Source organism: Desulfopila aestuarii DSM 18488 (assembly GCF_900143695.1).
In the GTDB taxonomy this organism is placed as follows: Bacteria; Desulfobacterota; Desulfobulbia; order Desulfobulbales; family Desulfocapsaceae; genus Desulfopila; species Desulfopila aestuarii.
Map to the genome: position 1 here is coordinate 86,277 of NZ_FRFE01000012.1, position 25,122 is coordinate 111,398.

Here is a 25,122-nt window from a genome sequence, read left to right on the forward strand (position 1 = left end):
TCTTTTGACTAATAGCGTGTATTGCAAGGTAAACGGCAATAAATCCGACGACTCTGCGGCAGGATGATAACTATAAGGTAGAGTCCCAAAAAAGATCGAGGAGTTTTTCAGTGACATTCCGCAGAAATTCGATATTTTATTGTCACTTATTTATTATCCCGGAAAACAACCTTTTTCAGCAACATGAGATTTCGCGTCTGTTTTTCGGACATGGAACATTTTTCACGGCTGCCCCCACAAGAGGATGCGCAGCCTGTCTTTTCGTTTCTCTTTTCGTTCAAGGAGCATACAATGCAATACACTTCCGAAATCATGGAGATGTGTCGCGTGGCGCAATCTGCCGGCCACGGCCCCGCACCCATTCCCCAGGAAGGTGGCTGGACCAAGGCAAAGGAAGTCACCGACATTTCCGGACTCACCCATGGCGTAGGCTGGTGCGCCCCTCAGCAGGGTGCCGCAAAACTGACTCTCAACATCAAGAACGGTATTATCGAGGAAGCCCTGGTCGAAACCATCGGTTGCACCGGTATGACCCATTCTGCAGCAATGGCCTCTGAAATTCTTCCTGGCAAGACTCTGCTTGAGGCGCTGAACACCGATCTTGTCTGCGACGCCATCAACGTTGCCATGCGGGAACTTTTTCTGCAGATCGTCTATGGTCGCAGCCAGTCCGCTTTCTCCGAAGGTGGCCTGCCGATCGGTGCAGGTTTGGAAGATCTCGGCAAAGGGCTGCGTTCTGTTTGCGGTACGATGTATGGCACCAGCGCCAAAGGACCGCGATACCTGGAAATGGCCGAAGGCTATGTCATGGCAATCGGCCTGGACGCGAATGATGAGATCATCGGCTACAAATTCGTCAACATCGGCAAGATGATGGAAGCCATCAAAAAAGGAACGGATCCTGCCAACGCGCTGGAGTCCGCCTCTGGCACCTACGGCAGATTTAACGATGCGGTCAAGACTATTGACCCACGCCATGAATAGGGAGGGAAATTATGGCACTGTTTGAAAGTTACGACAGACGGATCGGCCAAATTACCCCGGTCCTTAACAAATACGACATGCAATCACTGGAAGAGGCTCGTGAAATCTGCCTATCCCGCGGTGTCGATGTTGCTGAGCTCGTCAAATCCATCCAGCCTATCTGTTTTGAAAACGCCTGCTGGGCCTACACCCTGGGGGCGGCTATTGCTATCAGGAAAGGGTTGACCAAGGCCGCAGATATCGCTGCCACCCTTGGTGAGGGATTGCAGGCCTTCTGCATCCCCGGCTCCGTCGCCGACGACCGCAAGGTGGGTATCGGCCATGGCAACCTCGCCTCCATGCTCTTGAAAGAAGAGACCAAATGCTTCGCTTTTCTGGCGGGACATGAGTCATTTGCCGCCGCCGAAGGCGCCATCGGTATTGCCAAATCTGCCAACAGGGTTCGTGAGACTCCGCTGAGGGTAATTCTGAATGGACTTGGAAAAGATGCGGCCAGGATCATCTCCCGCATCAACGGCTTCACCTATGTCCAAAGCAGCTTTGATTACGCCACAGGTGAGCTGAAGGTTGTCGCTGAAACCGTCTATTCTGACGGCGACCGAAGAAAAGTCCGCTGCTTTGGCGCTGACGACGTACGCGAAGGTGTAGCGATCAACCATATGGAAGGTGTCGATGTCTCCATCACCGGCAACTCCACCAACCCGACCCGCTTTCAGCATCCGGTCGCCGGCACGTATAAGAAAGAGTGCCTGCTGCAGGGGAAAAACTATTTCAGCGTCGCCTCCGGCGGCGGCACTGGCCGCACCCTGCATCCCGATAATATGGGTGCAGGTCCAGCCTCCTACGGCATGACCGACACCATGGGCCGAATGCACTCTGACGCCCAGTTTGCCGGTTCCTCTTCTGTCCCGGCCCACGTCGAGATGATGGGGCTGATCGGCATGGGTAACAACCCCATGGTCGGTGCCAGCGTGGCCGTTGCTGTGGCGCTGGAACAGGCTACTGCCTGATCGCAGTCTTTGGTACTCAACCCTTCTGGGCTCCTGGCGTCCCAGATCCCGGAAGGGTTCATCAACCAGACAGTACCACTCGTCACCCACCACTTCCTGACAAATTTCATCATCTCCACAGTGCATTTTCCCTGTCGATACGGTATAGTGGATTCCAGTTTAAGCCAATCGGCGAAATGTGATATATCGCCGGGACTTTTCCGTGGTCCGCTGTCACGTGCCACCAGGCAGCGGCTGTGACCATCCCACTTATTCAGGAGGACTCATGAAGGTCAAGATCACCAGTCAGTGTATGGGCGACAGGAACTGCAACAAACTCTGCCCGGAAGTATTCGAGTACGATGAAGACCAACTGCTCTCCATCGTAAAGTTTGATGAGATTCCCGAAAAATATGAGGATGTGGTTCGGCAGGCAATGCGGGAATGCGGCGCGGATGCCATCGAAATCATCGAATAGCCATGGGGAAGTTCACTGAAAGCCGAACAGCCAGGAATATCCTGATCTCTTTTTCGGCGGAAAGCCAGGCCCGTACCCGCTATAATTTTTTTGCGCGTCGGGCTGAAGAAGATGGCTATATCCAAATCGCCAGGATATTCGACGATACCGCACGGGAAGAATACGAGCATGCGCACAGGTTTTTCAAGTTCTTCAACGGAGGGGAATACGAAACCACCTGGTCTTTTCCGGCCGGGGTCACGCTCGACACCCGAGCCAATCTCCTGTCGGCGGCAGAACTCGAACGCTATGTGCATGAAGAGATGTACAAGGGTTTTGCCAAAATCGCCCGCGAGGAGGGATTTATCCGCGCGGCCGATACCTTTGATGCCATTAGCGTTGCGGAACAGCACCATGAGCAGCTGTATCGTGAGCTGGCAGCAAATATAGACGCAGCTCGGGTCTTTGTTCGAGAGGAGCCACAGCTCTGGAAATGCCTTGGCTGCGGTTACATCCACCAGGGCGTTGAAGCACCGGACAAATGTCCAGCCTGCGTCCGACCTCAGGGCTATTTTGAGCTGCTGGGCAAAAACTGGTAGCCTGCAACAACTGTATTATCACCAACCAGCAGCGCCATGTTCCTTTGAAACATGGCGCTGTTCTTCAATAGCTCGCCATTATTACCTTGTCACCCTGCGACAGCAGAAGCCAGTGCTGCGATCATCGTCCCACAGGCCTCCTCTATATTGCTCCCAAAGCTGACTACCCCATCCTGATGACCATCCATGACAAACAACCGGCAGTTCCGAACTGACTTTAGAGAAAATAGCTCATCAACTGCCAGAGCCATTTCCACAGTGCCATAGGCCACATCACGTGGCGTACGTGGCAGGCCCATCGCCTCTGCCTGGTTCCAAATCTCTGGTGAATGTGCATGTACAACACTGCCTATAGTCACATCCAAGAGATACAGTTGCCCATGGGTCAATGCTTCTGAAGACGGCTTGGTAAGTCCCATGCTACTAACGGAGTTGGTCAGAGGGTCACATTGTGTCACCAATGCATATTCCGAGCAGGAGAGAAACGGCGACTTACCGGTCTGGGTACCGGAAATCAGAAAACTGCTCCTCGCATCTGACGTCCTGCAGCTGATATTACCAAATCCCAAACCCTGGTATCGCTCCGGCTCCTGACCGATAAGCCCCAGCCGGTGCAGGACATGCCGCCAGCCGTTGAGCTCGGCGGTCATCTCCTTGGTAATACATCTTTTTTGATGAAAATCGAGCCGGAATTTGACAACACCTTCACGCTGCTCCATGAAACCTCACCCCTCCTGATATCCTGTCTTTAACGAAACGGAGGCGCATACTGCAAACCACCGTCATACCAGAGGGCGTTTGGTCCACGCTCCAGTTTAAGAAGAGCGTGTTGTCCAAGGTTCCGTTCAAATATCTCGCCGTAATTGCCAACCTGCAGGATAATCCGGGCAGCCCAGTCATCAGCCAGCCCCAAGCCCTGACCCTTAATGCCCTCAAATCCGAGAAATCTTCGTACTGCCGGGTCTGCACTTGTCTGCATCTGCACGACATTATCTGCTGTAAGTCTAAGGGACTCACCATTCACCAGGGCAAACAGGGTCCATTTGACGATATTGAACCAGGCATCATCACCCTGCCGCACGACCGGCCCCATCGCCTCTCGTGCCATTCTCTCCTGCAGCATCACCGCACTCTCCGGCTCGGCCAACCGACTCCGCAACGCCTGGAGATGCGCAAGGTTGCCGGCTACCACTGAACAGCGCCCCGCTTCAAACCCCTTCAGCGCCTGGTCGGGCGTATCGACAACAATTGGTTTGTAACTCATACCGTTCTGCGAAAAAAAATCGGCAGTATTCAGCTCTGCCGTTGTTCCAGCCTGGACACAGACGGCAGCTCCTTCCAGCTCCCCTCTTTTTGTTATCCCTGCGCTGCCGGCAACCATGAATCCCTGATCGTCGTAGTAACTGATTCCGGCAAAACTGATTCCCAACGAGGTATCACGGGTCATGGTCCAACCCGTATCATGGGCTAAAAGGTCCACCTCTCCGGACTGCAGGGCCGTAAAACTGTCCCTTGCTGTAAGCGGGACATTCCTGACCTTTTTGGCGTCCCCAAGAACAGCGGCCGCCACCGCCCGACAAAGGTCCACGTCAAAACCGGTCCAATTGCCGTTTTCATCTGAAAAGGAAAAACCGGGTAAACCGGTGGCAACACCACACTGCAGATACCCACGACCACGTACTTCCTCCCTGGTTGCCGCCTCCGCCTGGAAAGCAACAAAAAGCGGCATCAACAGGAAAATCGCAAGTAGCCGTACTTTGTTCGTCATACATTTCTCCAAAGACAACTGTCGTCCTCCACCCCACCGGATCAAACAGCTGTCTTTCTGCTCTCTTCTATATAGATTTCTCTGAGGCGTCCGACAATTTGCCCGGGACGTCCGTCGGCCACCGCCATTCCGTCAATCTCCACCACCGGGGTGACAAAAGCAGTCGCTGAAGTAATAAAAGCCTCAGCCGCTTGCTGAGCCTCTTGAAGGGTGAAAGGCCGCTCGTCAATCTTGAGTTGTTGCTCAGTTGCAAGCCTAAGTACTGCCGCCCTGGTCGTTCCTGGCAAAATGGAGGTCGACAGGTTTCTGGTAACGATAGTCCCGTCGTTGGTCACGATATAGGCATTGCTCGAAGTACCTTCGGTAACATGACCGTCTTCCACCAGCCAGGCGTCATCTTTACCTGCCTCTTTGGCAGCCATTTTTGCCATGGACGCGGCCAGCAACTGCACAGTTTTGATATCCCGCCGCTGCCAGCGGAGGTCGGGAACAGAAATCACCGAGAGCCCTTTCACTGTTTCAGTACTAAAATGTTTTTCCTGGGTAAACATGACAAGAGTCTGGGCAACACCCACCGGATAGTGAAAGTCCCGGTCCGCCTCGCCACGGGTCACCTGCAAATAGACAACACCTTCCCGCAGTCCATTGCGACTGACCAAACGGCGATGGAGATCCAGCAGTGCCGCGTAATTGAGATCCATCGTCATGCCGAGTCCGGTCAATGACCTGTTCAGCCGATCAACATGACTGTCAAAATCAACCAACCGTCCATCAAGGACCGCTGTCACCTCATAGACCCCATCTGCGAAGAGAAAGCCCCGATCAAACACCGAGACCTTCGCCTCATCTTCCGGCACAAAACTGCCATTGATATAGACCGTCCGCCTCATCTTCTGCCTCCGGTAAATTAAATAACGTACTCCGTTCTTGCACCTCTTCCGTCTCTCAATTCCAGGCTCCTCTTATGCCCCCGATGATTACCATGATTTTATCAATATAGAAACGGCCTAACCGCACACCCTGACAAATACAGCGAAGAGAAAGCCTGGCCAACCTCAACGACATGAACGTTCACAGAAAAAAATCGGGAATTCCCAGACTGACATGAGTATAGTCTTGCTCAGCCAAGATACAAGAGCATAGATCACAGCAATCTTTTTTCCACCAGAGAGCATGGAAGCGACCCGCAAATATCCCAAAACATCGCGCTTTGCCGCCATAGAAACGCTGCTGCGCCTCAACCGTACCCGCTATCCGGTCAAGCCCCTGTTTGACTCGGTGACTGACGAATGCAGGCTCATCGGCGCTGAACGGTCCCTTGCCATGAACCTGATCTATGGAGTGCTACGTCGCCGCGATTATCTCGACCTGCTCATCGGCAAACTTTGCAACCGACCGCTCGACCAACTGGAACCTTTTGTGTACCAAGCACTCTCAGTAGGGCTCTACCAGCTGTTCTGCCTGGACCGAATTCCCGAATCGGCGGCGGTTAACGAAACGGTGAATGCTCTCAAGGCCGCAAGCCTGAAAAAACACCTCCACGGTTTTGTCAACGGGGTACTGCGCGCCGCGACCAGGCAACGCGATACGCTGCCAGGACCTGACGATACGCTTTCTTCCGGGGCCCCTATACTTAATCATCCTGCTTGGCTCACGGATCGTTGGCGGGACCGCTACGGACAAGACGAGATGGAGCGGATCTGTCGAGTCAATAGCCGGGAGCCCAGACTCACGCTTCGGGTCAATACCCTCAAGATCGACCGCAACCATTTCGCCAACCGCCTCCAGGAGGACGGTATTACAGCCATTCCTGGACATTATGCGCCAGACAGTCTGGTTCTGACCAACTATCAAGGATCAATTAGCGCTCTGCCCGGCTACGATGAAGGCTGCTTTCAGGTGCAGGATGAAGCGGCCCAGCTGGCAACGTTACTGCTTGGCCCCTTTACCAGCCAGATGGCCTATCTCGATGGTTGTGCCGGTCTGGGCGGGAAAACCAGCCACATCCTCCAACTCATGGCTCCCAACAGTCGGGTCGTGGCCGTTGAACCCGAACCGCAGCGCCTCAGACTCTTGCAGGAAAATCTCGACCGCCTGGCCCCCGAAAGGCAACTCACCATCTGCCCGACAAATCTCCAGGAATATTTACGGACCAGTCGTCTACAGTTTGACCGGGTGTTGATCGACGCCCCATGCTCGGGAACAGGAGTTATCGGCAGGCACCCGGACATTCGCTGGAACCGCCAGCCAGATGACCTGATCGGCTACCAGCTCGAACAACTCGATCTTCTCGATAATGCAGCGGAACTGGTTGCACCGGAAGGAGTCATCGTCTACGCTACCTGCTCCATTGAAATCGAGGAAAACCAGCAGGTAATGGAGAGATTCCTCGCCGCCCATCCGGGATTTTCCCTCACCTCCTGTCGCGGCTATCTTCCAGAAACTGCAGTCGGCTTCCTGGAAGGAGATGTCTTCGCACCACGACCAACAGGTGAGATCGACGGTTTTTTTGCAGCCCGATTTATGCGTACATCCTGACGGGCTTCCAGAGTTATACAGCCACAGAAAAGACAGCCGTAGCGCCCCTTAGCGGGAGAATTGATTTTCTTTGCGCTCGCCCCCTGTCTGATGTACATTCCGTGCTTAACTTTTTCGTAACATATCCTCTACAAACACCCAACAGGCACACTATGGCAGAGATAAAAAGTACAATGGATCTGGTAATGGAACGCATGGCGAAAATGACGGCCAATGCCAAACCCGTTGCCAGTGACGAAGATACAATGAAGGCAGGAATGCGCCTTGCCGCAGATTTTTTGAACAACCAACTGGAAGACCTGGTCGAAGCACTTGCCGGAAATCCCCCTGAAACACAGCAGGCCATGTATAAAGGCGCAGTACAGACACTTCTTAGAAACGTGGTGCTGCCCCGTGACGAAATGCTGCAGAAACGCAGTGAAGTCGCTTTAAACGGCGTCATGAGCATTGCCGGCAATTTCGGAGTTTCGGCAATCTCCCAGATCTGTTCGGAGCTTCAGCAAATCCTCCAGCAGTACGACAAGCATAAGGAGCAGGTGACCCAACAGCTCGAAGGCGCGCTCAAGGCCCAACTTGAACAGCAGTATGCCGGCAGAGGGGTTGATGCTGGCAAAATCAGGGCTTCCATGCATCCAAAGTACCAGGAAGAGATGACCCGGATGCAGCAGGAACTGAACGGCCAGTACAACCAGGCTATGCAGCAGCGTAAGGACACGATCCTGGAGCAGCTGGGGCTGGTCTGATTCTCATTCCTCCTATGAGGTTCTGATGGATTACGCAAAACGTATAAAAAAACTGCAGAAAAAATTACGCCGTAAGAAGGTTGACGCACTCCTGGTGAGTCAGTCCCATAACCGGCGTTACCTCAGCGGTTTTACAGCCACAGACCATGACATCAGTGAAAGCTCGGGCGTACTCCTCATCCCGGCCCGGGGTGAGGGGCTGCTGCTCACCGATTTTCGCTACCGGCAGCAGGCAGAGCAAGAGGTACCGCACCTGCAGATCAAAATGTATCCCCGCGGGCTCATCAACCTGTTGAAATCGTTGCTGCCAAAGTGCGATATCCGAAAGCTGGGATTTGAGTCGAGCTACATGCTCCACTCGACCCATCGGACCATGAAAGACGCTTTCAAAAAGAAAGGCATCGAGCTCGTGCCGCTCTCCGGCATGATCGAAAAAATGCGAACCGTCAAGGATGCCGAGGAAATTGCACTTATCCGTGAATCGGTAACCCGCAATGAACAGGTTTTTCGAGATATTCTCCCCACCATCACCAGCTCACAGACCGAGATCGACATTGCCCTTGCTCTCGAACAGCGGATGCGTGTTTTAGGTGCATCAAGTCCCAGCTTTGCCACCATTGTCGCGGCCGGGGAAAACAGCGCTCTTCCTCATGCCGTACCGCAAAACAGCCGCATAGGCGCCGCCGGACCACTCACCATCGACATGGGACTGATATTGAACGGCTACTGTTCAGACATGACCAGGACCTTTATCCCTGGGAAAAGAGTTACCAAAAAATACCAGGACATCCATCGCATCGTCCGGCAGGCGCAATTGGCCGGCATAGCCACGATCAAGGCCGGGATCAGCGGTAAAGAGGTCGATAAGGCAGCCCGCGATATCATCGCCGATGCCGGTTATGGCGACTATTTCGGCCACAGCCTCGGCCATGGCGTTGGACTGGCCGTACACGAGGCACCACGCCTCTCGACCCAAAGCAAGGATACCCTGAAAGCCGGCATGATTGTCACTGTTGAACCAGGCATTTACATCCCGGGATGGGGCGGTATCCGACTGGAAAACATGGTGATAGTAACAGAAGACGGTTGCGAAAACCTGAACAGCGATACCACCTGGCTTGATATATGACCAGATCGAAACCACCAAAATATTTCGTTCTCGACACCAACGTCCTCCTCCATAACCCGGAGTCCGTCACCTCCTTTGAAGATAACACCGTGGTCCTGCCGATGACAGTCATCGAGGAAATGGACAACTTCAAACGCCACAATGACGAACTGGGCCGCAGCGCCCGTCAGGTTATCCGTAAACTCGACCGGCTCCGCGCCCAGGGAAACCTGAGAGACGGTGTGCAAATGGAAAATGGCGGTATTCTCAAAATCACCGTCGAAACTCAGGACATGCCGGGCTTGTTCATGGATATGAGCGTCCCGGACAACCGCATCCTGGCTGTAGCGTACGCGCTGCAAAGCGAAGGTCATCGCGTCATTTTCGTCTCAAAGGATATCAACTCCCGCTTAAAAGCCGATGCGCTCGGCCTCGACGTGATGGACTTCGAGAAGCAGAAATGCGATTTCGATGCCCTGTACACCGGCTGGCATCAGATATCTGTGGACGGCGAGCTGGTTGACCGCTATTACCAGGAAGAGACACTCACAATCCCCAACGGCGATTTTCTCATCAATGAGTTCATCTTGCTGCAGGACGAGTCCAACCCCAAACATTCGGCGCTGGCAAGGGCCACCGGCCCAGAAACTCTGAGCCATCTTGTGAAAGAGCGTGAGAACGCCTGGCATATTCGAGCCCGTTCCAAAGAGCAGCGGATGGCTTTTGAACTATTGCTCGACCCCGCTATCAGCCTCATCACTTTGATTGGTCGGGCCGGCACCGGCAAAACCCTGCTTGCACTCGCAGCCGGCCTTGAGAGTGTGCTGAACGGTGAGACATTTGAAAAGATGCTGGTTTCCCGGCCAGTGATCCCTATGGGCAAGGATATTGGCTATCTCCCCGGCACCAAAGACGAAAAGCTCAGCCTGTGGATGCAGCCTATCTTTGACAACCTCATCTACCTGATGCGCCTGAACCACCGACTCGAGGAAGGCACGGTGCAGAGCAAGGTGGACAAGCTGTTCAAGGATCAGCATGTGGAACTGGAAGCTCTCACATATATCCGCGGTCGCTCTATCCCGGATCAGTTCGTAATCATCGATGAGGCCCAAAACCTCACACCCCATGAGGTGAAAACCATTATTTCCCGTGCCGGCGAGAACACCAAGATGGTGCTTACCGGTGACCCGAACCAGATTGACAATCCATATTTAGATTCGTCCTCAAACGGTCTGTCGTATGCGGTCGAGAAACTCAAGGGGCAACCGCTCTACGGTCATGTGACGCTTTCCAAAAGCGAGCGCTCACCACTTTCGGCGATTGCTGCCGATTTCTTATAAGCTGCAGGACAGATTTTTTTATATATGGTATGATCCCGGCAAGTTCGCCTGCCGGGGCATCTGTTTCCCTATCCGACCGGATACCGGCCCCAAGAGAGCACAGTGCAAAACCTCTGTACATTTCCGGTTCGAGCAACCTTATAAAACGATATTATGCGCCAGATAGTCATTGACGAACTGTCCCCCATGGAGCGGGACAATATCGACTCGTATCTCAAACGTTCCCTCACCGCCGGGCCGATGATCGGCCTTTACTGGATTGTGCTCCCGCCCGATCTCCTTTCCGCAGCCCAGCAGGGTCATGAAGAACATGGTCCCTTTTACCTGGCAGTGGAGGTCGAGCAGTACCAGGTCCGTTTCGAATTGCTGGTCCGCAGCCAGTCGAACCTCCACTGCAGCTGTATTGCCCACGCTACGCCCACTCAACGCCAGTTTGTCCTCGACTTCGTCGACAGGATGCTGGAAGAAGAGATGATCCGGGCCTGAAAATCGCTCGCCTGTTCAATTTCAGCAACGCATCCACAAAACCAGAGGACTTCCACCATGAAAATCTGGATCTCTGTACTCCTTCTTCTTTTTCTGATTGCTGGCTGCGCCACCAGCCCAACCGGACGATCGCAGCTGATGCTGGTGTCTCCCGAACAGGCGATCAGCGCCTCCCGTGAAGCCTATGTCCAGACCCTTCTTCCCTTGCAGAAAGAGGGCAAGATTGACTCTAATCTGGCAACTTCCCAGCGAGTCAGGACCATTACCGGTCGTATCATCTATCAGGCGATCGCCCTCTTTCCAGCCACCCGTTCCTGGGACTGGAGTGTCAAGGTGATCGATGAGCCGGAGGAGGTCAACGCCTGGTGTATGGCCGGCGGCAAAATGGCAGTCTACACCGGTCTTCTCGAAAAACTGAAACCCACTGACGATGAGCTCGCCCAGGTTATGGGACATGAGATCTCGCATGCCCTGGCCAATCATACCGCCGAAAAAATGTCCATGGCCATGGCCACCCAGATGGGAATGATGGGCGTGGCGCTTGCTGCCGGCGACAGCAAGTATTCAGGTCTGGCTATGTCGGGGGGAGCCATGGCTGCCGCCCTGGCCATTACGCTGCCCAACAGTCGTACCGCCGAATCCGAGGCCGATGTGATGGGGATCGAACTTGCCGCACGAGCCGGCTATGACCCACGGGCCGCTATCACCCTCTGGGACAAGATGGGCAAGGTCGGCGGACCAAAACCACCCCAATTCCTCTCCACTCACCCAGCACCTGCCAATCGCCAGACAGAACTGAGAGCACTCACCGCCAAGATGATGCCGCTGTATCAGCAGCCGGGGCCGCGGCCAGTCTATCAGTTGAAATAAATCAGTGTTCTATTTCCAGAATCTCAGATGGTTACCTCATGATCTCACATTAATCCTGCTGGGCATGTTGCGTTTTGCAACAACAATTAGCTGATATTTCGGCGTGTTGCGAGTGACAAAGAGTTCGCAAAAAACGGGAAATATGGTATTCTTTCCCGATGTGCTCTTCAAGAAAATACTCAGTTTCACGTGCAATCATCGGTGTCAATCAACATTCACCGCCGATGGTTCTTTATTACGCGCCGTAATTCATGCAGATCGTCACTTCGCACAAGCAGACGGATTTCGACGCCCTGGCCTCCATCGTCGCCGCCACCCTGCTCTATCCCGGTAGCGTTGGCGTAGTCCCCAAGGAAACAAGCCGCAACGTCAGCCGCTTCCTCTCCACCCACAAAACCGCCTTCAATCTCATTCTCCCCCAGGAAGTCGAACACGATAAAGTCACCAGACTCATTGTTGTGGATACTGCCAGCTGGCAGCGGCTGGACCGGATGGACAAGCTGAAGAAGCGAACCGATCTCGATATTCACCTTTGGGATCATCACGCTCTAGGCGGCGACATCCAGGCAAACTGGGTATGCCAGGAGGATATCGGTGCCACCGTTACCCTCTTTGTGCGGGAGATGAAAAAGCGTGAGATGGAACTCAACCCGCTGATCTCCACCATTCTACTGATTGGACTGTACGAGGATACAGGCCATCTGACATTCCCCTCCACCACTCCGGAAGACGCGTACGCAGCAGCGTTCCTTTTAGAAAATGGTGCGGATCTGCACGTTGCCAGCACATTCCTTAACCCTCCGTACGAAGAAAAACAGAAAGAAATTCTCTTTGAGATGATGAAGTCTACTGAAAAGCGGACCATCAGCGATCTCAAAGTCGGCTTCAACATCGTTCCGCTGGAAGACAAGATCACGACACTGTCCAGCGTCGTTAACATCTACCGCTCCATTATCAACGTCGATGCCATCTTTGTCATTTTCGTCACCAGCGACCGGGCCACAGTGATCGGCCGAAGCGGAGTGGAGTCGATCAATATCGGCCTGATCATGAGCCAGTTGGGCGGCGGCGGTCATGCCGGAGCGGGTTCTGCCACCATCCGGCTCAGTGAGCAATCGGCGGTAGCCATCCGCGACAGCATAATCAAGATCCTGGAAAACGAACAGCAAGCAAGCGCACGGATAGCCGATCTGATGTCGTTTCCGGTATCCCATGTCACCCCGGACACTCCCATGCGTGAAGTCCATACCATGATGTCCCGCCGTAAGATCAGAGGGGTACTGGTCATGGAAAATGATGAGTTACAGGGCATTATCGTGCTCTGGGACTTTAAAAAATTAAAGAATGACAAACACTGGGACAAACCGGTCAAGGCCTATATGGCCCGCGACCTGATCAGTGTCGCCCCGGATGCCATCCCGGCCAAAGTGGGCCGCTTGATGCTCGAAAAAAATATCGGCCATCTGCCCGTGGTCCAGGACAACAAGGTCATTGGCATTGTCACCAGAACAGATATTTTGAATTATTTTTATAACCTGTTACCCGAATAGTTCCCTTTCCATCGCAGGGCAAACAGGAAGCATGGCAGGGTCATCGACACCTCCGCCATCACCCAAATTACCGCTGTTTACCGTTGCCGGTTAACGACAACGGGGAGCAGTCACATTTTTCGTAATTTTCACATAACAGTTTTCGTACAAGGAGAGACACATGGAACATTATTCTGTCAAGGATCTCATGGTGCCGATTTCCGAATACGCCACAGTGCCGATGGGAACCACCCTGCTTGACGCCATCAATGTGCTGGAACACGCTCAGGAGGCATACACCATCAGCAAGTATCAGCATCGGGCCATTCTGGTCCTCGACGAGAATCGGAATGTCGTGGGCAAGATCGGCCAGTTGCGGGTACTGAAAGCCATCGAAACAAGGCCCGATCTCGATAGTGAACTGGAAGAACTCAAAAGCTTCAACTTCAGTCCCGAATATATGGCCCACATCCAGGAGCTGCACCGGCTACGCGGCCCCATAATGCGCAAGGAGGATCTGAAAAACGCCGCCGCCAAAAAAGTGGAAGAGTTTATGCAGAAACCGACACCGGGTGAATTCGTCTCCGAGGATGCCTCTATCGACACCGCAATCCATCAACTGGTTGCTGGCACCCATCTCTCTCTGCTCGTTACACGCAACGGGCAGATTGTCGGAATCCTGCGTATTGCCGATGTCTTCGCCGCCGTCTATCATGAGATGAAGAAGCACGACATTGCACCGCAAAACGGGTGAAATCCTTGAGATTTTGAACCCGAAGTCCCGTCCCCTGGAACTCCACCCATTTTGAGGCGAAATAAACAACATGAAAGAACTGAAAAAACTCTACGACCGGATTGTGCAGCAGGTAAACATCAACCTCAGAGAACTTGATTTTGATGTCCGTCCCTTTGTCGAAAACCTGATTGATCCTGAAAAGATGACGAAATTCTATGCCTTCTACGGCATCACCCCGGATCACCCACTTGATCTCGAATTCAGCCATTCCGGTCTCGCCGGCAGCTATTTCCTCGGTAAATGCAAGGTCACCAATTCCCTACTCTACAAAAGCGATATCAGGGGCGACGAACTCAAACGAGAAGGCTCCACTTTCACCTTTCAGAACTTTTCGATACCACTCACCACCGATGAGGTGATCGATATCCGGGACAGCGCCCTTATAAAGACCCTGGTCCACAACTATTCCCACGACCCGGAGACCGCTGAAAGATTCTTTATCCGCTCAACCCTGGCCATGCAATTCGCAAATATCCATGGCTCCCCAATGGACGGCTGTTTTCTCGGCCCCTTTGCCACTGTCGATCTCACCACCGCCCATGACAGCGTTATCGGCAGGTACTCCTACATCCAGGCGGGTGAAGTGCATCACCTCCGTATCAAACCGGGTACAATCTGGGTAAACAGCCCCAACAACTTCAATTTTTATTATCGATATAAACCCGAAGCACTCCAGCCTTATGTGCATATGGAAGATGGTCAACCAAGCGGCCTGCTCTTCGACTTTATTGAAGAACACCAGGGAGCCTTCCAACGGGTCTTCAACATGGTAAATCTCGATGTCATCGATACAATTCCCGCCAGCGCTTCGCTTGACCGATACGCGGTGATCCTGCCCAAGACCACCATCGCCGAGAACGTGCTGGTCTCCCAGCGAGCATACCTCCAGAATTCCGCCCTCGGCAAGGGGGCCAACGCCCAGGAAAACTGCTATATTATCAACTCGACCCTGGCCGGTTTCGATGTCACTGCCCACGGTGCCAAGCTGATCGAAGCCGATCTCGAAGAAAATGTCTTTGTCGGTTTCAACAGCTTTGTCCGGGGAACTGCAGAAAGCAGGGTCTGTATAGGCCAACGGTGCATCATCATGCCGCACACCATTATCGATATAGACGAACCTCTGGAAATCCCACCGGGACACCTGGTGTGGGGGTTGATCAAGAATGCCAGGGATCTTCAAGAAAACAGTGTCTCCCTGACAGAGCTCACCAAAATCGAAAAATCCTTCACCCGGGGCAGAATGCACTTTGAGGGTAACGGAGCACAATTCGTGAAGGCCTTCCAAGACAGAATTCAACATATTCTTGAGGTGAACGGCGCCTTCTATGACGAAGAGCACAACAATGCCGGTCATGCCCAGAAGAACCAGAACCTTTCCCTCAACACCATCCAGCCGTTCCGGTTCGGTGAGATGGAAGGACTGTATCCCAATATGATAATAAAGCTTTAGCAGACGAGCATAATATCCTTTTTTCAACGAAACCCTGAATTGAGCCAAGCGCTCATTCAGGGTTTCGTCTTTTGTCTCTTTCCCGCCAGGTTCACTTTCACGTTCAATTTACTTATCACTCCCTCCCTCGCTCCACTCTTTCTTCACCTTCGCCTGTTATCAATTCCACTGAGTTTTCCCTGACACTGCTGACGTCAAACGGGCAATCTGATATCTCTCCAGCTTCCTCCATTGATCTTGTTTTGACAAATTACAGCAGTCGGGCTACACTCGATCAGCTCTAATATTGCATAGATATTCAAGAACAATTTGTCGCCACCTCCACGGAACCATGGACATGCTCAAGAAACTACTGCTGCTTGCCGCTACAACACTTCTGTTGTCCTCCTGCCTCGCGGACAAGAAAGGACCAAAAGTTGTTATCTTAAAGCACCCTGACACCCTCGACTTTCAAAATTGCGAGGTAAAGGGCGAGTGGCCGGATGATGAAGCATTTGCGGCAAATGAAAAATGTGTGCAGGCCCTTGAGAAACAAGGTTATACTGTCTGGGGTTCCAGATAATTTTCGTCGACCGCCCCTCGCCCTATCCACTTAATGAATCTCATCTTCAGCGTTCAAGACGCATTGCCTTCCCTCTCATTTGTAGCTATCCTTTTCTGAGACAATCACTGTTTGTACCAAATCATATTTGCTACGGTGAAAACAATGAATAGATATATTATTTATTTACTTGCGATCTCAATTCTAGTGCTCCCCGGTTGCGCTTCAAACCGGGATATGGGAAGGCTCATCTATAGCTCTGAGGCAGAAGGTCCGTTTCTCGACGACAATGGTACTGCAAAATATAATTATTATGTTTACAACGGCTCAGGAGAGCGGCCTGTAGCCTACCTGGCATTGGACAAAAAATATTCATTCAACAGCCAATTCTGGTACCCTACCAAGATGAGTGGTACTCTCTGGCGAGAAATTTACCATTCCACTGAATTCTTCCGAGAAGACGACTATCAGGCAAAAGTAATCCTTTCCTCCCAAGCGGAGAAGATAGGATATATGCTCACCCGGTACTATATGGTAACTGCCTGGCTAGCTGAACCCGGTAGCTCGGTTGTGATCGTACCGCCACCTCGACTTAGCCCAGGACAAAATGATTACCGCAGGTGGCGCTTGGATTCCGAATAACCTGCCATCAGGTCAGCGGGATTAGAGAAAGATAGAAGACGACGATATAGCGTAAACCCTTACCAATGGCCACTAACGGCAGAAACACCATAAAGGGCACTCGCATAACACCGGCAACACAGGTAAGAATATCGCCACCCAACGGCAGCCAGGAAAAGAGCAGGCTCCAAACCCCATATTTTCGAAAACGCATCTGCATGCGGGTAAGCTGATCCTCTGAGAAATAGAACCAGCGTCGATCCTTATAATGGAGAAGATACCGACCGAGTACCCAGTTGACCGCCGCCCCGAGAGTGTTGCCGCAGGTGGCAACAATAATCAAATTCCAGGACGGCTCTCCCTGTTTGAGCAGACCATAGAGGATGGCCTCAGAAGAAAAAGGTACGATGGTGGCTGCCAGAAACGAGGCAACAAACAGCAGCAAATAGCCGGTCATGAAAAAAGTTTTGTGGAGAGAAGCTCAATCAACTGTTCAGCGGCACGTTCAGCACCGTCGAGGTTGACAGTATGTTGGCAGTGACCGGCTTTCGCCAAGATGGCCAGAAGCATTGCAGCCAGCCGACTTCCCTCCACTCGATGCTCCTCGACCACCTTCAGTTGTTCACCCGCGGCTGCCAATAACTTTGTGAGATGCAGCTGCTGCTCATTGTCCTGCATCCCCCGCAACACCACTACTGCAGGGATTTGTTCGGCCAAAACATCCATGATGCTGTTATAGCCGCCATAAATCACTGCCGAGCGTGATTGTGACAGGGACCGCAGGTATTCGGCGCCGGAAAGCGGTTGCAACCGGCAATATTCGAGAGAGGCGAACAAGGACTGAACCTCCACCTGTAGAGACGCCGAAGGCCCGGACTCAATAAACAGTTTCCATTCGCCATGGTCCGGCCCCACAATCCGTAATGCTTCAGCCAGGGACTGCAAGAAACCAAGAGAATATTCGCCAAGCCAGGGCACAGACACAATCCCGGCAAACGATGGCGCATCGTCGTCAGTTGTAGTGCGCCAATACTGCAGTTCCTTTACCCGCGATACGTAACCGCAGGTCATGGGCTCAACCCCATATTGGGTTCGAACGAGAGCCAGATGCTCACCGCCCAAGACCTCTTCATCCCCATACCAGAGAATATCACGGTAATGGTCCATGAAAATCTGCGCCGCCAGTTCTGACCTCGCCTGTGGCACTGCCCCCACTACTCCACGAATCCCAAGCACCCATCGGGTTTCAATAACAGCGGACGAGTGAAGCGCCGGCAAAAGTTCCCGGTGCTTCCCCTGCGGGGTGTGATCGGCCAACACCAGCCGGGGACGATAGAGCCGGACGATCTGCTCGAGGTTCGCCCCCCGTAATTCCCCTAGTTCCAGGTCACTGAACATCGAATTCCCGACAATACCGCGGGACTTTCCGCCCACCACCTCCGTTTCGTAGGATGGTAGTTTCAGCCAGTCAAGCGGCACCCGACCGATCAACTCCTGGCTCACCTTGCAGCCGGACACAAACAGAACCCTAAGCTCAGGGGCAACACGGCGGAGCGCCATACCAATGGCAATGGTGCGACTGGCATGGCCCAGGCCGCGGCCATCATGGGCGTAGAGCAATATATCAAGACGTGGAAGTTCCATAAGGGCAGGTTACTCGAAAAATGCACATTTTTCCCATGCATAATCATGCGGGATCTGTTTTCTTTACAGACACATTGATCCTTTTTAACCATGTTCTGCCAATCTGGCCGCAAGATGAAAATCGCCTACTATATGCCGTTCAAGCCACTGGGTCACCCCAATCCCTCCGGCGATCTCATCCTCGGCACCGAAATCCACGACCATCTGAACCGGGCCGGCCATCAGTGCCGCCTGGTCAGCAGACTTCGCTGCCGCTGGATCTACCTGCATCCGGGCAAACTGCTACACCTGTTTTTTGAACGACAGAGGATTCTTCGCAACCAGAAGGGTGACCATCCGAATATCTGGCTCAGCTATCATTGCTATTACAAGGCTCCCGATCTTCTCGGCCCATGGTGCGCGAGGCGGCTTCAGATCCCCTATGTTGTTTTTCAGGGTATCTATTCAACGAAAAGGCGCCGGCAACTCCTGGCTCGCCCCGGTTTTTACCTGAACAGGCAGGCACTGCTCTCTGCCGCCATGGTATTCACCAATAAACGACGAGATGAAAAAAACCTGCTGCGGCTTCTCCCACCCGAACGGGTTCAATATATTCCGCCCGGCATCCATACCGCCAATTTTACCTTCAGCGATACTGGCCGCCAGCAACAGCGCCAAGAATGGAATGTCAGAGACAAGGTGGTTGTCATGGCTGCCGCGATGTTCCGACCGGGCGTGAAGTCGGAAGGGCTCAAAACGGTGATGAACTCCTGCGCGGAACTCATTCGAAACGGCAGAAACATCCATTTGGTCATCGCCGGGGATGGCCGGTGCCGAGATGAACTTCACGCCTTCGCTCGCAAAGCCATGGGTAACCGTGTCACCTTCTGCGGCCGTATTCCAAGAAATGAACTCGCATCCGTCTACAGCGGCGCCGATATCTTTGCCTTCCCAGGGGTTGAAGAGTCGCTCGGGATGGTCTACCTCGAAGCCCAATCCTGCGGATTACCGGTGGTGGCATTTTCGGACTGGGGCGGTGGCGAAGCGGTTGTCAACGGCCAGACCGGCCTCACCAGCCTGGCATCCTCACCACATCTGTTCACCGAGAATATCGACAGGTTGATCCTTGACGCGGAACTGCGCAGGACATTGGGGCAGCAGGCCGCCACCCACGTCCGGGACCATCATGAGCTTTCAAGAGGCTATGCAGGTTTCACGGAAATTCTCGAAAAGATTGCTAGTAAAAGATAGTGCCATCTTGGCACGATATCTGATATGCTCAATGTGAATGGAACCTCCATTCTCAGGTATTGCCCGAAATAGTTGCAGCAGAGACCGCACCGGAACCTACACCGGAGTATTCTTTCTCAACCTTGATGGCGTCGTAATAGCTCTCCATCTGCTTTGTTACTTCGATTTTTCAATTGCTTCGCATATGAAGATTTTTACTTAACCATCCTTGATTTTGAGATTTTTACGAGACTGTCAACCTTGACATATCAGGATGTTATCAAGCGGTATACAATGATTACGGTACAGCTTTCCCGTCGGATTCAGACCCTTTTTCTCCTTGTTCTTCTGCTCTTACTCTTTTTTCCATGGCCGGCCCTTGCCCAGAAACTGAAAAAGAATGTTCTCTACCTCAACTCGTACCATGACGGCTATCAATGGTCGGACCAAGTACTGGAGGGAGTTCGCAAAGTTCTGAACCAGAGCGATTTTAAAATCGATCTGCAGATCGAGTATCTTGACGCCAAAAAATATAACTACGAATATATCAAACCCCGGCTCTACACCCTTTATCGTGAAAAGTTCAAGGATGAAAAATTCGATATCATCATCGTCTCCGACAACGACGCACTGAGCTTTATCCAGGAGTTCAAGGAAGATCTTTTCGGCAATGTGCCGGTGGTCTTCTGCGGCATCAACGGCATCGAAACGGTCGATCTCTCCCAGAAAAACATCACCGGTGTTATCGAGAACTTTGACTTGGCCCGCACCCTGAAAATCGCAAGGAAACTCCATCCCGACAAAAAACGCATGATCGTCTTCGGCGACGACTCGGTTACCGGCCACGCCATAGCCAACCAGGTGGAGCAGCAAGTCCGCGTCTCAGACCCGGACCTGGATGTGGAAATCTGGGTCAGTCTTTCGTTGGAAGAGACCAAGGAGCGGGTAAAACAACTTCCCGACGACACCTTTCTCTTTTTCACCCCCTGGTACCAGACCATCAAGGGACGTTTCTATACCACTGAGGAAGTGATGAAAGAGATCTACGCTCACTCCTCGGTACCTATGTACACGGCCTGGGAGTTTCTCCTCGGTCATGGCGTAGTTGGTGGCCGTCTGCTTTCCGGCAGTCAACACGGCGAAACCGCCGCCAGGATGGCACTCAGGATTCTCAATGGCGAACCGGCGGATACCATCCCCATCGAGCTTGAACCGACCGGCCTCTACATGTTCGACTATGATGTTATGAAACGACTGAATATCGATCAGAAACTGCTGCCGGAAGACTCGATCATCATCAACAGTCCGACCATTTTCTATGAGTTATCCAAAGAGCTTTTCTGGACCATCATGGTCAGTTTCCTCCTGTTGCTTACCGCCCTCTTATCGCTATTGATCGCCATGACCGAGCGGCGCAAGGTTGAGCGCAAGGCACTTGAGCAACTGTCGTTTCTCGAGACCCTGATGGATACCATTCCCCAGCTGGTCTCCTGGAAAGATGGACAGGGCCGTTATCTTGGCGCCAACCGTTCCTTCACCGAATTCTTCGGGGTAGAGAGCCCGGAGAAAATGGTGATGAACACCGCCACCGACATCATCTCGGACCCGGACTACTGCCGCTGGTCCATGGCCACCGACTATGCGGTAGCCAACCAGCACAAGGCATTCAGGAAGGTCCGCCGGAAAATTGTCGACCACAATGGGGTCAGGGGCTGGCTGGAAGTGAACAAGGTACCACTCCTCGATCAGGCTGGGAAAATTGTCGGTGTATTGAGTACGGCCGAAAACATCACCAAAGAACAGAACCTGGAAAAACAGCTGATCCAGTCCCAGAAAATGGAGGCTATCGGCACTCTGGCCGGCGGCATTGCCCACGACTTCAATAACATTCTCACCTCTATCATCAACTCCACCGAGCTGGCCTTAGGCGACGTCGATCCTGACTCTCAAACCGCCAAGGATTTGCAGCGTGTACTCAAAGCTGCCCGACGCGGCGGCCGGGTAGTAAAACAGATCCTGTCGTTTAGTCGTCCTTCCAGTGAGGGTTTCCGACCCACGGACATTAGCGTCGTGATCCAGGAAGTGCTAAGCCTGATAGATGCTTCACTGCCTGCCAATATCAACGTCGAGGTGGACGTTAGCCACAACAGTATGATTGTCGACAGCGATCCTACCCAGATACATCAGGTTATTTTAAACCTCTGTACCAACGCCTTCCATGCCCTTCGCGAAAAAGGCGGTCTGCTCCGCATCCAGTTGGCCGATGCCGTACTCGACCAGGAAAAAAGCGGCGTCATGAACATCCCGCAGGGTAACTATGTCAAAATGACCATCTCCGATACAGGCCACGGCATCGATGCCTCTATCATCGATAATATTTTTGATCCATTTTTCTCCACAAAGGACATTACCGAAGGTACAGGCCTTGGCCTTGCCGTTGTCCATGGTATAATCAAAGGCCACAAGGGCGGTATCCAGGTGCAGAGCGTTTCCGGCGAGGGTACAACGTTTGAGATCTATCTACCGAAAAGCGGTGACACCGATATCCTCTCCGATCAGGATGCGATTTCAACACCTTCAGAGGCTCTCTCCATCCTCTTTGTGGAAGATGATGAGGACCAGCTGAACAGCGTTCCTAGGATTTTAAGAGATATGGGCCATCGGGTCGAAGCGCTCCGAGATCCCCTGGTGGCTCTCGAACGAGCGCTTTCCGAACCACGCGATATCGATATCATCATCACCGACTATGACATGCCGACCATGAACGGCGCCCAGCTCGCTGAGAAACTTGAGAAGTTCCCGGTCATACTTGTTTCTGGCCGTGAAGATGCCATCAGTGCAGGTAAGAATCATCCCAATATCATCCGTATTCTGATTAAGCCCTATGACCGGCATGATCTGAAAAAGGCCCTCAGCGCCGTGCATGACAAGGAGTAATTCATGAGCCAGATGCTCATTATCGACGATAACATAGAAGCCTGTGAAACCATCGAGAGCCTCATTACCCGGCAATCCCATCTCTGTGATATGGCTCACACCTTAAAAGGTGGCCTGGAACGCTTGAATGGTAATGGCTACGACGTGGTATTTCTTGATGTGCACCTGCCGGACGGTAACGGCCTGGAGATCCTGCCGCAGATCATGGCACTGCCCAACCCACCAGAGGTGATCATCCTCACCGGCAAAGGAGATCCGGATGGGGCCGAGCTGGCTATCAAGGGTGGGGTATGGGATTATATCCTCAAGCCCTCGAGCGTGAGAGAAATCACCCTTACACTGAATCGGGCGCTCAAATACCGCCAGGAAAAAAATGCCCGTACCGAACAACAGAGCGTCGATCTCAGCTCGGTCGTAGGCGTCAGCCCTGGTATCAAGACCAGCCTACAGCTCACCGCCAAGGCCGCCCGATCCGACGCCAATGTACTGATCACCGGCGAAACCGGTACCGGCAAGGAGCTCTTTGCCCGAACAATTCACAAAAACAGCAGACGTGCCGCCCAGAAGTTCGTCGTCATTGATTGTGCCTCGCTCACGGAGTCGCTCGTTGAATCTACCCTGTTTGGTCACCGCAAAGGCGCCTTCACCGGCGCCCAGAGCGACCAGCTGGGACTGGTAAAACTTGCCGATGGCGGCACCCTGTTCCTCGACGAGGTGGGTGAAATGCCGCTTTCACTGCAGAAGGTTTTTCTCCGTGTCCTGCAGGAGCGCCATTTCCGACCAGTGGGTGCGGCACAGGAGGATACCAGCAACTTCCGCCTCATCGCCGCCACCAACCGCGACCTCGACATGATGGTGGAACAAGGCAATTTCAGAAGTGACTTGCTGTTTCGGATCAACACGATGCATATTCGGCTACCACCGTTACGCAAACGGATCGAGGACATCAAGCCTCTTATTGTCGCGAGGATGGAGTATCTCCAGAACAATTACGGTATGGCTCCGAAGATCCTGGCCGATGACCTCCTGACCACCCTGAACAGCTACGAGTGGCCAGGCAACGTGCGAGAGTTATTTAACATTCTCGAACGGGCGATGGTCAATGCCGACGAGGATAACACCCTTTACAGCTTTCATCTCTCTCGCGAGCTACGTATCCAGGTTGCTAAAGCCCAGATAAAACAGATGACCGGTTCGGAGGTAACCAGTAATGAAGGTGGTCCAGCAAACGACGGAGTCCGAAAAATCGGACACGAGATTTACAAGGACATTTTCGACCGTTCCCTCCCTCCTCTGAAAGAGTTCAAAGGCATGACCGAAAAGATCTATCTAAGTGAGCTAATCCGCCAGTGCAATGGGGATATTTCCGCAATTCTCGATAAATCCGAGCTATCGCGATCACATTTCTATTCACTGCTGAAGAAGTACGGTCTCTCTCTGTAAGCTGTCATCACCCTTGCTCACACCGGGCAGGAAGTGCAACTGGTATGGTCGTCAACAACTTGTCCGTTTTTTCAGACTCGCTCTCACTGGCCAGACCAGCAATTTGAACAGACGCCATCGTGCTTGAGTTCATTTTCCGTTACCATTCCAGATATATAAATTCAATTTCCCTTGTTGCAGAACGCCTCAAGTCCATTACAGGTATTACCAGCAAATCTGTTTTTTCAGACCGCAACAGTTCTAATCGGAAACAACGTTTACGCCCCACCCCTATAACATATTGTTTTTTTGTTATTTTCCAACGACTTTGACGTCATGGTACGGAAAGTGCTTAATCCACGGGATATATCTACCTAGTGTAATTTTGCCGTTCTCATCACAGGTGAAAACGGATACCGGTAACAACGAACAATGGAGTATGTTCATGCCCAACAACACCCACCTTTCGCGTTTCATGGAGATGGCCCGCCGCGTCGGTGCCGAGGTCACCCAGCTGGAAAACCTGCAGGACGCAGCTAAATATGTCGTCACCAATTCCAGCGGCACCACCCTGGTTCCCAGAACCGCACTTTCTGAAAAACATGATTTACGAACAGTGCTGGCCGATGCAGGCGTAGATGTCTATGACGGCGATTTCCGCAAGGCCGGTCATTTCCCCGGTGCCGGAGTCACCTTCTGTAACTTCGCCATGGCCGACACCGGCACCGTCGTCCTTGAGTCAACCGCTGAAGATGTCCGTTTGTCCACCACCCTCCCTGAAAAACATTTTGTCCTGGTCGATCCGGAAATCATTTTAGAAGACAACCTCGCCGCCGCCGTACCGATGACCAAAATACACACCGGAAACGAGCCGAAGTTTGTCGCCTATGTCACCGGCCCAAGCCGAACCGCTGACATCGAGCGAGTTCTCACCATCGGTTGTCACGGTCCCCGTGAGCTGCACATTTTGGTAATTGAAGGCCTCTCCAGCGATCTGTATGAGATTTGACCAACATCGTGAAAAGTCCCCAAACCTTCAAGGACGCACACGGCACCTCAGTCAGCTGCTGATTTGAACCATTGGTTCTCGC

Annotated in this window: 24 protein-coding genes; 19 read left to right on the forward strand and 5 right to left on the reverse strand. The window is 52.7% G+C overall.

The features are described from left to right. Positions 1-291 precede the first annotated feature (291 nt). The 4 genes from BUF15_RS13055 to rbr all read left to right on the forward strand — a co-directional run bounded on the left by BUF15_RS13055 (position 292) and on the right by rbr (position 3,029). Positions 292-984, forward strand: a complete 693-nt coding sequence (locus BUF15_RS13055) for an iron-sulfur cluster assembly scaffold protein (RefSeq protein ID WP_073613935.1) — start codon at positions 292-294, stop codon at positions 982-984. Positions 985-995: 11 nt separating this feature from the next. Next, on the forward strand, positions 996-1,994 hold the full coding sequence (locus BUF15_RS13060; protein ID WP_073613936.1) for a GGGtGRT protein: 999 nt from the start codon (positions 996-998) through the stop codon (positions 1,992-1,994). 265 nt (positions 1,995-2,259) lie between these two features. Beyond that, a complete protein-coding gene (locus BUF15_RS13065) occupies positions 2,260-2,451 on the forward strand; it encodes a ferredoxin (RefSeq protein ID WP_073613937.1) in 192 nt (63 codons plus the stop codon). Between the two features lie 2 nt (positions 2,452-2,453). Beyond that, a complete protein-coding gene (gene rbr, locus BUF15_RS13070; RefSeq protein ID WP_073613938.1) occupies positions 2,454-3,029 on the forward strand; it encodes a rubrerythrin in 576 nt (191 codons plus the stop codon). An 89-nt stretch (positions 3,030-3,118) separates the two neighbouring features. Here the strand turns inward: rbr and BUF15_RS13075 are convergent, their stop codons facing one another. Genes BUF15_RS13075 through BUF15_RS13085 form a run of 3 tightly spaced genes read right to left on the reverse strand, consistent with a single transcriptional unit; the run spans position 3,119 to position 5,687 of the window. Further along, positions 3,119-3,748 carry a class II aldolase/adducin family protein gene (locus BUF15_RS13075; protein WP_073613939.1) on the reverse strand — a complete coding sequence of 210 codons (630 nt, stop codon included), beginning with the start codon at positions 3,746-3,748 and terminating at the stop codon, positions 3,119-3,121. Between the two features lie 29 nt (positions 3,749-3,777). Further along, a complete protein-coding gene (locus BUF15_RS13080; RefSeq protein ID WP_073613940.1) occupies positions 3,778-4,797 on the reverse strand; it encodes an amino acid ABC transporter substrate-binding protein in 1,020 nt (339 codons plus the stop codon). 41 nt (positions 4,798-4,838) lie between these two features. Next, positions 4,839-5,687, reverse strand: a complete 849-nt coding sequence (locus BUF15_RS13085; protein WP_073613941.1) for a D-amino-acid transaminase — start codon at positions 5,685-5,687, stop codon at positions 4,839-4,841. A gap of 283 nt (positions 5,688-5,970) precedes the next feature. Between BUF15_RS13085 and rsmB the strand changes: the two genes are divergently transcribed. The 11 genes from rsmB (at position 5,971) to BUF15_RS13140 (ending at position 16,840) form a co-directional block, all read left to right on the forward strand. Next, positions 5,971-7,335 carry a 16S rRNA (cytosine(967)-C(5))-methyltransferase RsmB gene (rsmB, locus tag BUF15_RS13090; protein WP_073613942.1) on the forward strand — a complete coding sequence of 455 codons (1,365 nt, stop codon included), beginning with the start codon at positions 5,971-5,973 and terminating at the stop codon, positions 7,333-7,335. A 152-nt stretch (positions 7,336-7,487) separates the two neighbouring features. Continuing rightward, positions 7,488-8,078: a hypothetical protein gene (locus BUF15_RS13095; protein ID WP_073613943.1), complete on the forward strand. Its 591-nt coding sequence runs from the start codon at positions 7,488-7,490 to the stop codon at positions 8,076-8,078. Positions 8,079-8,103: 25 nt separating this feature from the next. After that, the gene (locus BUF15_RS13100) at positions 8,104-9,207 is read left to right on the forward strand and encodes a M24 family metallopeptidase (protein WP_073613944.1); all 1,104 of its coding nucleotides are present in this window, start codon (positions 8,104-8,106) and stop codon (positions 9,205-9,207) included. Next, positions 9,204-10,526, forward strand: a complete 1,323-nt coding sequence (locus BUF15_RS13105; protein ID WP_073613945.1) for a PhoH family protein — start codon at positions 9,204-9,206, stop codon at positions 10,524-10,526. The genes BUF15_RS13100 and BUF15_RS13105 overlap by 4 nt, the downstream gene beginning before the upstream one ends. Positions 10,527-10,679: 153 nt before the next feature. Next, entirely contained in the window at positions 10,680-11,012 is a 333-nt protein-coding gene (locus BUF15_RS13110; RefSeq protein ID WP_073613946.1) for a hypothetical protein, read from the forward strand. 57 nt (positions 11,013-11,069) lie between these two features. After that, positions 11,070-11,882: a M48 family metallopeptidase gene (locus BUF15_RS13115; RefSeq protein WP_073613947.1), complete on the forward strand. Its 813-nt coding sequence runs from the start codon at positions 11,070-11,072 to the stop codon at positions 11,880-11,882. Positions 11,883-12,133: 251 nt separating this feature from the next. Beyond that, the gene (locus BUF15_RS13120) at positions 12,134-13,432 is read left to right on the forward strand and encodes a CBS domain-containing protein (RefSeq protein WP_073613948.1); all 1,299 of its coding nucleotides are present in this window, start codon (positions 12,134-12,136) and stop codon (positions 13,430-13,432) included. A gap of 160 nt (positions 13,433-13,592) precedes the next feature. Beyond that, a complete protein-coding gene (locus BUF15_RS13125) occupies positions 13,593-14,165 on the forward strand; it encodes a CBS domain-containing protein (RefSeq protein ID WP_073613949.1) in 573 nt (190 codons plus the stop codon). 70 nt (positions 14,166-14,235) lie between these two features. Further along, positions 14,236-15,657, forward strand: coding sequence for a transferase (locus BUF15_RS13130; protein WP_073613950.1), 1,422 nt, complete (start codon positions 14,236-14,238; stop codon positions 15,655-15,657). A gap of 337 nt (positions 15,658-15,994) precedes the next feature. Continuing rightward, the gene (locus BUF15_RS13135; protein ID WP_073613951.1) at positions 15,995-16,219 is read left to right on the forward strand and encodes a hypothetical protein; all 225 of its coding nucleotides are present in this window, start codon (positions 15,995-15,997) and stop codon (positions 16,217-16,219) included. Between the two features lie 144 nt (positions 16,220-16,363). After that, the gene (locus tag BUF15_RS13140) at positions 16,364-16,840 is read left to right on the forward strand and encodes a hypothetical protein (RefSeq protein ID WP_073613952.1); all 477 of its coding nucleotides are present in this window, start codon (positions 16,364-16,366) and stop codon (positions 16,838-16,840) included. Between the two features lie 7 nt (positions 16,841-16,847). Here the strand turns inward: BUF15_RS13140 and BUF15_RS13145 are convergent, their stop codons facing one another. Both BUF15_RS13145 and BUF15_RS13150 read right to left on the reverse strand, forming a co-directional pair. Further along, complete coding sequence (locus tag BUF15_RS13145) at positions 16,848-17,276, reverse strand: YqaA family protein (protein ID WP_073613953.1); 429 nt, start codon at positions 17,274-17,276, stop codon at positions 16,848-16,850. Then, on the reverse strand, positions 17,273-18,463 hold the full coding sequence (locus tag BUF15_RS13150; protein WP_073613954.1) for a glycosyltransferase: 1,191 nt from the start codon (positions 18,461-18,463) through the stop codon (positions 17,273-17,275). Before BUF15_RS13150 ends, BUF15_RS13145 begins: the two co-directional genes overlap by 4 nt. A 114-nt stretch (positions 18,464-18,577) precedes the next feature. Between BUF15_RS13150 and BUF15_RS13155 the strand changes: the two genes are divergently transcribed. From BUF15_RS13155 to BUF15_RS13170, 4 genes are all read left to right on the forward strand, one after another. Then, positions 18,578-19,693: a glycosyltransferase family 4 protein gene (locus BUF15_RS13155; RefSeq protein WP_073614011.1), complete on the forward strand. Its 1,116-nt coding sequence runs from the start codon at positions 18,578-18,580 to the stop codon at positions 19,691-19,693. Positions 19,694-19,966: 273 nt separating this feature from the next. Further along, on the forward strand, positions 19,967-22,609 hold the full coding sequence (locus BUF15_RS13160; RefSeq protein WP_073613955.1) for a hybrid sensor histidine kinase/response regulator: 2,643 nt from the start codon (positions 19,967-19,969) through the stop codon (positions 22,607-22,609). A gap of 3 nt (positions 22,610-22,612) precedes the next feature. Continuing rightward, complete coding sequence (locus tag BUF15_RS13165) at positions 22,613-24,052, forward strand: sigma-54-dependent transcriptional regulator (RefSeq protein ID WP_073613956.1); 1,440 nt, start codon at positions 22,613-22,615, stop codon at positions 24,050-24,052. A gap of 424 nt (positions 24,053-24,476) precedes the next feature. Further along, on the forward strand, positions 24,477-25,040 hold the full coding sequence (locus BUF15_RS13170; RefSeq protein WP_073613957.1) for a LutC/YkgG family protein: 564 nt from the start codon (positions 24,477-24,479) through the stop codon (positions 25,038-25,040). Positions 25,041-25,122: the final 82 nt, after the last annotated feature.

Coding starts and splice junctions, on each gene's coding strand:
- BUF15_RS13055 (WP_073613935.1), top strand. CDS start 292: ATGCAATACACTTCCGAAATCATGGAGATGTGTCGCGTGGCGCAATCT.
- BUF15_RS13060 (WP_073613936.1), top strand. CDS start 996: ATGGCACTGTTTGAAAGTTACGACAGACGGATCGGCCAAATTACCCCG.
- BUF15_RS13065 (WP_073613937.1), top strand. CDS start 2,260: ATGAAGGTCAAGATCACCAGTCAGTGTATGGGCGACAGGAACTGCAAC.
- rbr (WP_073613938.1), top strand. CDS start 2,454: ATGGGGAAGTTCACTGAAAGCCGAACAGCCAGGAATATCCTGATCTCT.
- BUF15_RS13075 (WP_073613939.1), bottom strand. CDS start 3,748: ATGGAGCAGCGTGAAGGTGTTGTCAAATTCCGGCTCGATTTTCATCAA.
- BUF15_RS13080 (WP_073613940.1), bottom strand. CDS start 4,797: ATGACGAACAAAGTACGGCTACTTGCGATTTTCCTGTTGATGCCGCTT.
- BUF15_RS13085 (WP_073613941.1), bottom strand. CDS start 5,687: ATGAGGCGGACGGTCTATATCAATGGCAGTTTTGTGCCGGAAGATGAG.
- rsmB (WP_073613942.1), top strand. CDS start 5,971: ATGGAAGCGACCCGCAAATATCCCAAAACATCGCGCTTTGCCGCCATA.
- BUF15_RS13095 (WP_073613943.1), top strand. CDS start 7,488: ATGGCAGAGATAAAAAGTACAATGGATCTGGTAATGGAACGCATGGCG.
- BUF15_RS13100 (WP_073613944.1), top strand. CDS start 8,104: ATGGATTACGCAAAACGTATAAAAAAACTGCAGAAAAAATTACGCCGT.
- BUF15_RS13105 (WP_073613945.1), top strand. CDS start 9,204: ATGACCAGATCGAAACCACCAAAATATTTCGTTCTCGACACCAACGTC.
- BUF15_RS13110 (WP_073613946.1), top strand. CDS start 10,680: ATGCGCCAGATAGTCATTGACGAACTGTCCCCCATGGAGCGGGACAAT.
- BUF15_RS13115 (WP_073613947.1), top strand. CDS start 11,070: ATGAAAATCTGGATCTCTGTACTCCTTCTTCTTTTTCTGATTGCTGGC.
- BUF15_RS13120 (WP_073613948.1), top strand. CDS start 12,134: ATGCAGATCGTCACTTCGCACAAGCAGACGGATTTCGACGCCCTGGCC.
- BUF15_RS13125 (WP_073613949.1), top strand. CDS start 13,593: ATGGAACATTATTCTGTCAAGGATCTCATGGTGCCGATTTCCGAATAC.
- BUF15_RS13130 (WP_073613950.1), top strand. CDS start 14,236: ATGAAAGAACTGAAAAAACTCTACGACCGGATTGTGCAGCAGGTAAAC.
- BUF15_RS13135 (WP_073613951.1), top strand. CDS start 15,995: ATGCTCAAGAAACTACTGCTGCTTGCCGCTACAACACTTCTGTTGTCC.
- BUF15_RS13140 (WP_073613952.1), top strand. CDS start 16,364: ATGAATAGATATATTATTTATTTACTTGCGATCTCAATTCTAGTGCTC.
- BUF15_RS13145 (WP_073613953.1), bottom strand. CDS start 17,276: ATGACCGGCTATTTGCTGCTGTTTGTTGCCTCGTTTCTGGCAGCCACC.
- BUF15_RS13150 (WP_073613954.1), bottom strand. CDS start 18,463: ATGGAACTTCCACGTCTTGATATATTGCTCTACGCCCATGATGGCCGC.
- BUF15_RS13155 (WP_073614011.1), top strand. CDS start 18,578: ATGAAAATCGCCTACTATATGCCGTTCAAGCCACTGGGTCACCCCAAT.
- BUF15_RS13160 (WP_073613955.1), top strand. CDS start 19,967: ATGATTACGGTACAGCTTTCCCGTCGGATTCAGACCCTTTTTCTCCTT.
- BUF15_RS13165 (WP_073613956.1), top strand. CDS start 22,613: ATGAGCCAGATGCTCATTATCGACGATAACATAGAAGCCTGTGAAACC.
- BUF15_RS13170 (WP_073613957.1), top strand. CDS start 24,477: ATGCCCAACAACACCCACCTTTCGCGTTTCATGGAGATGGCCCGCCGC.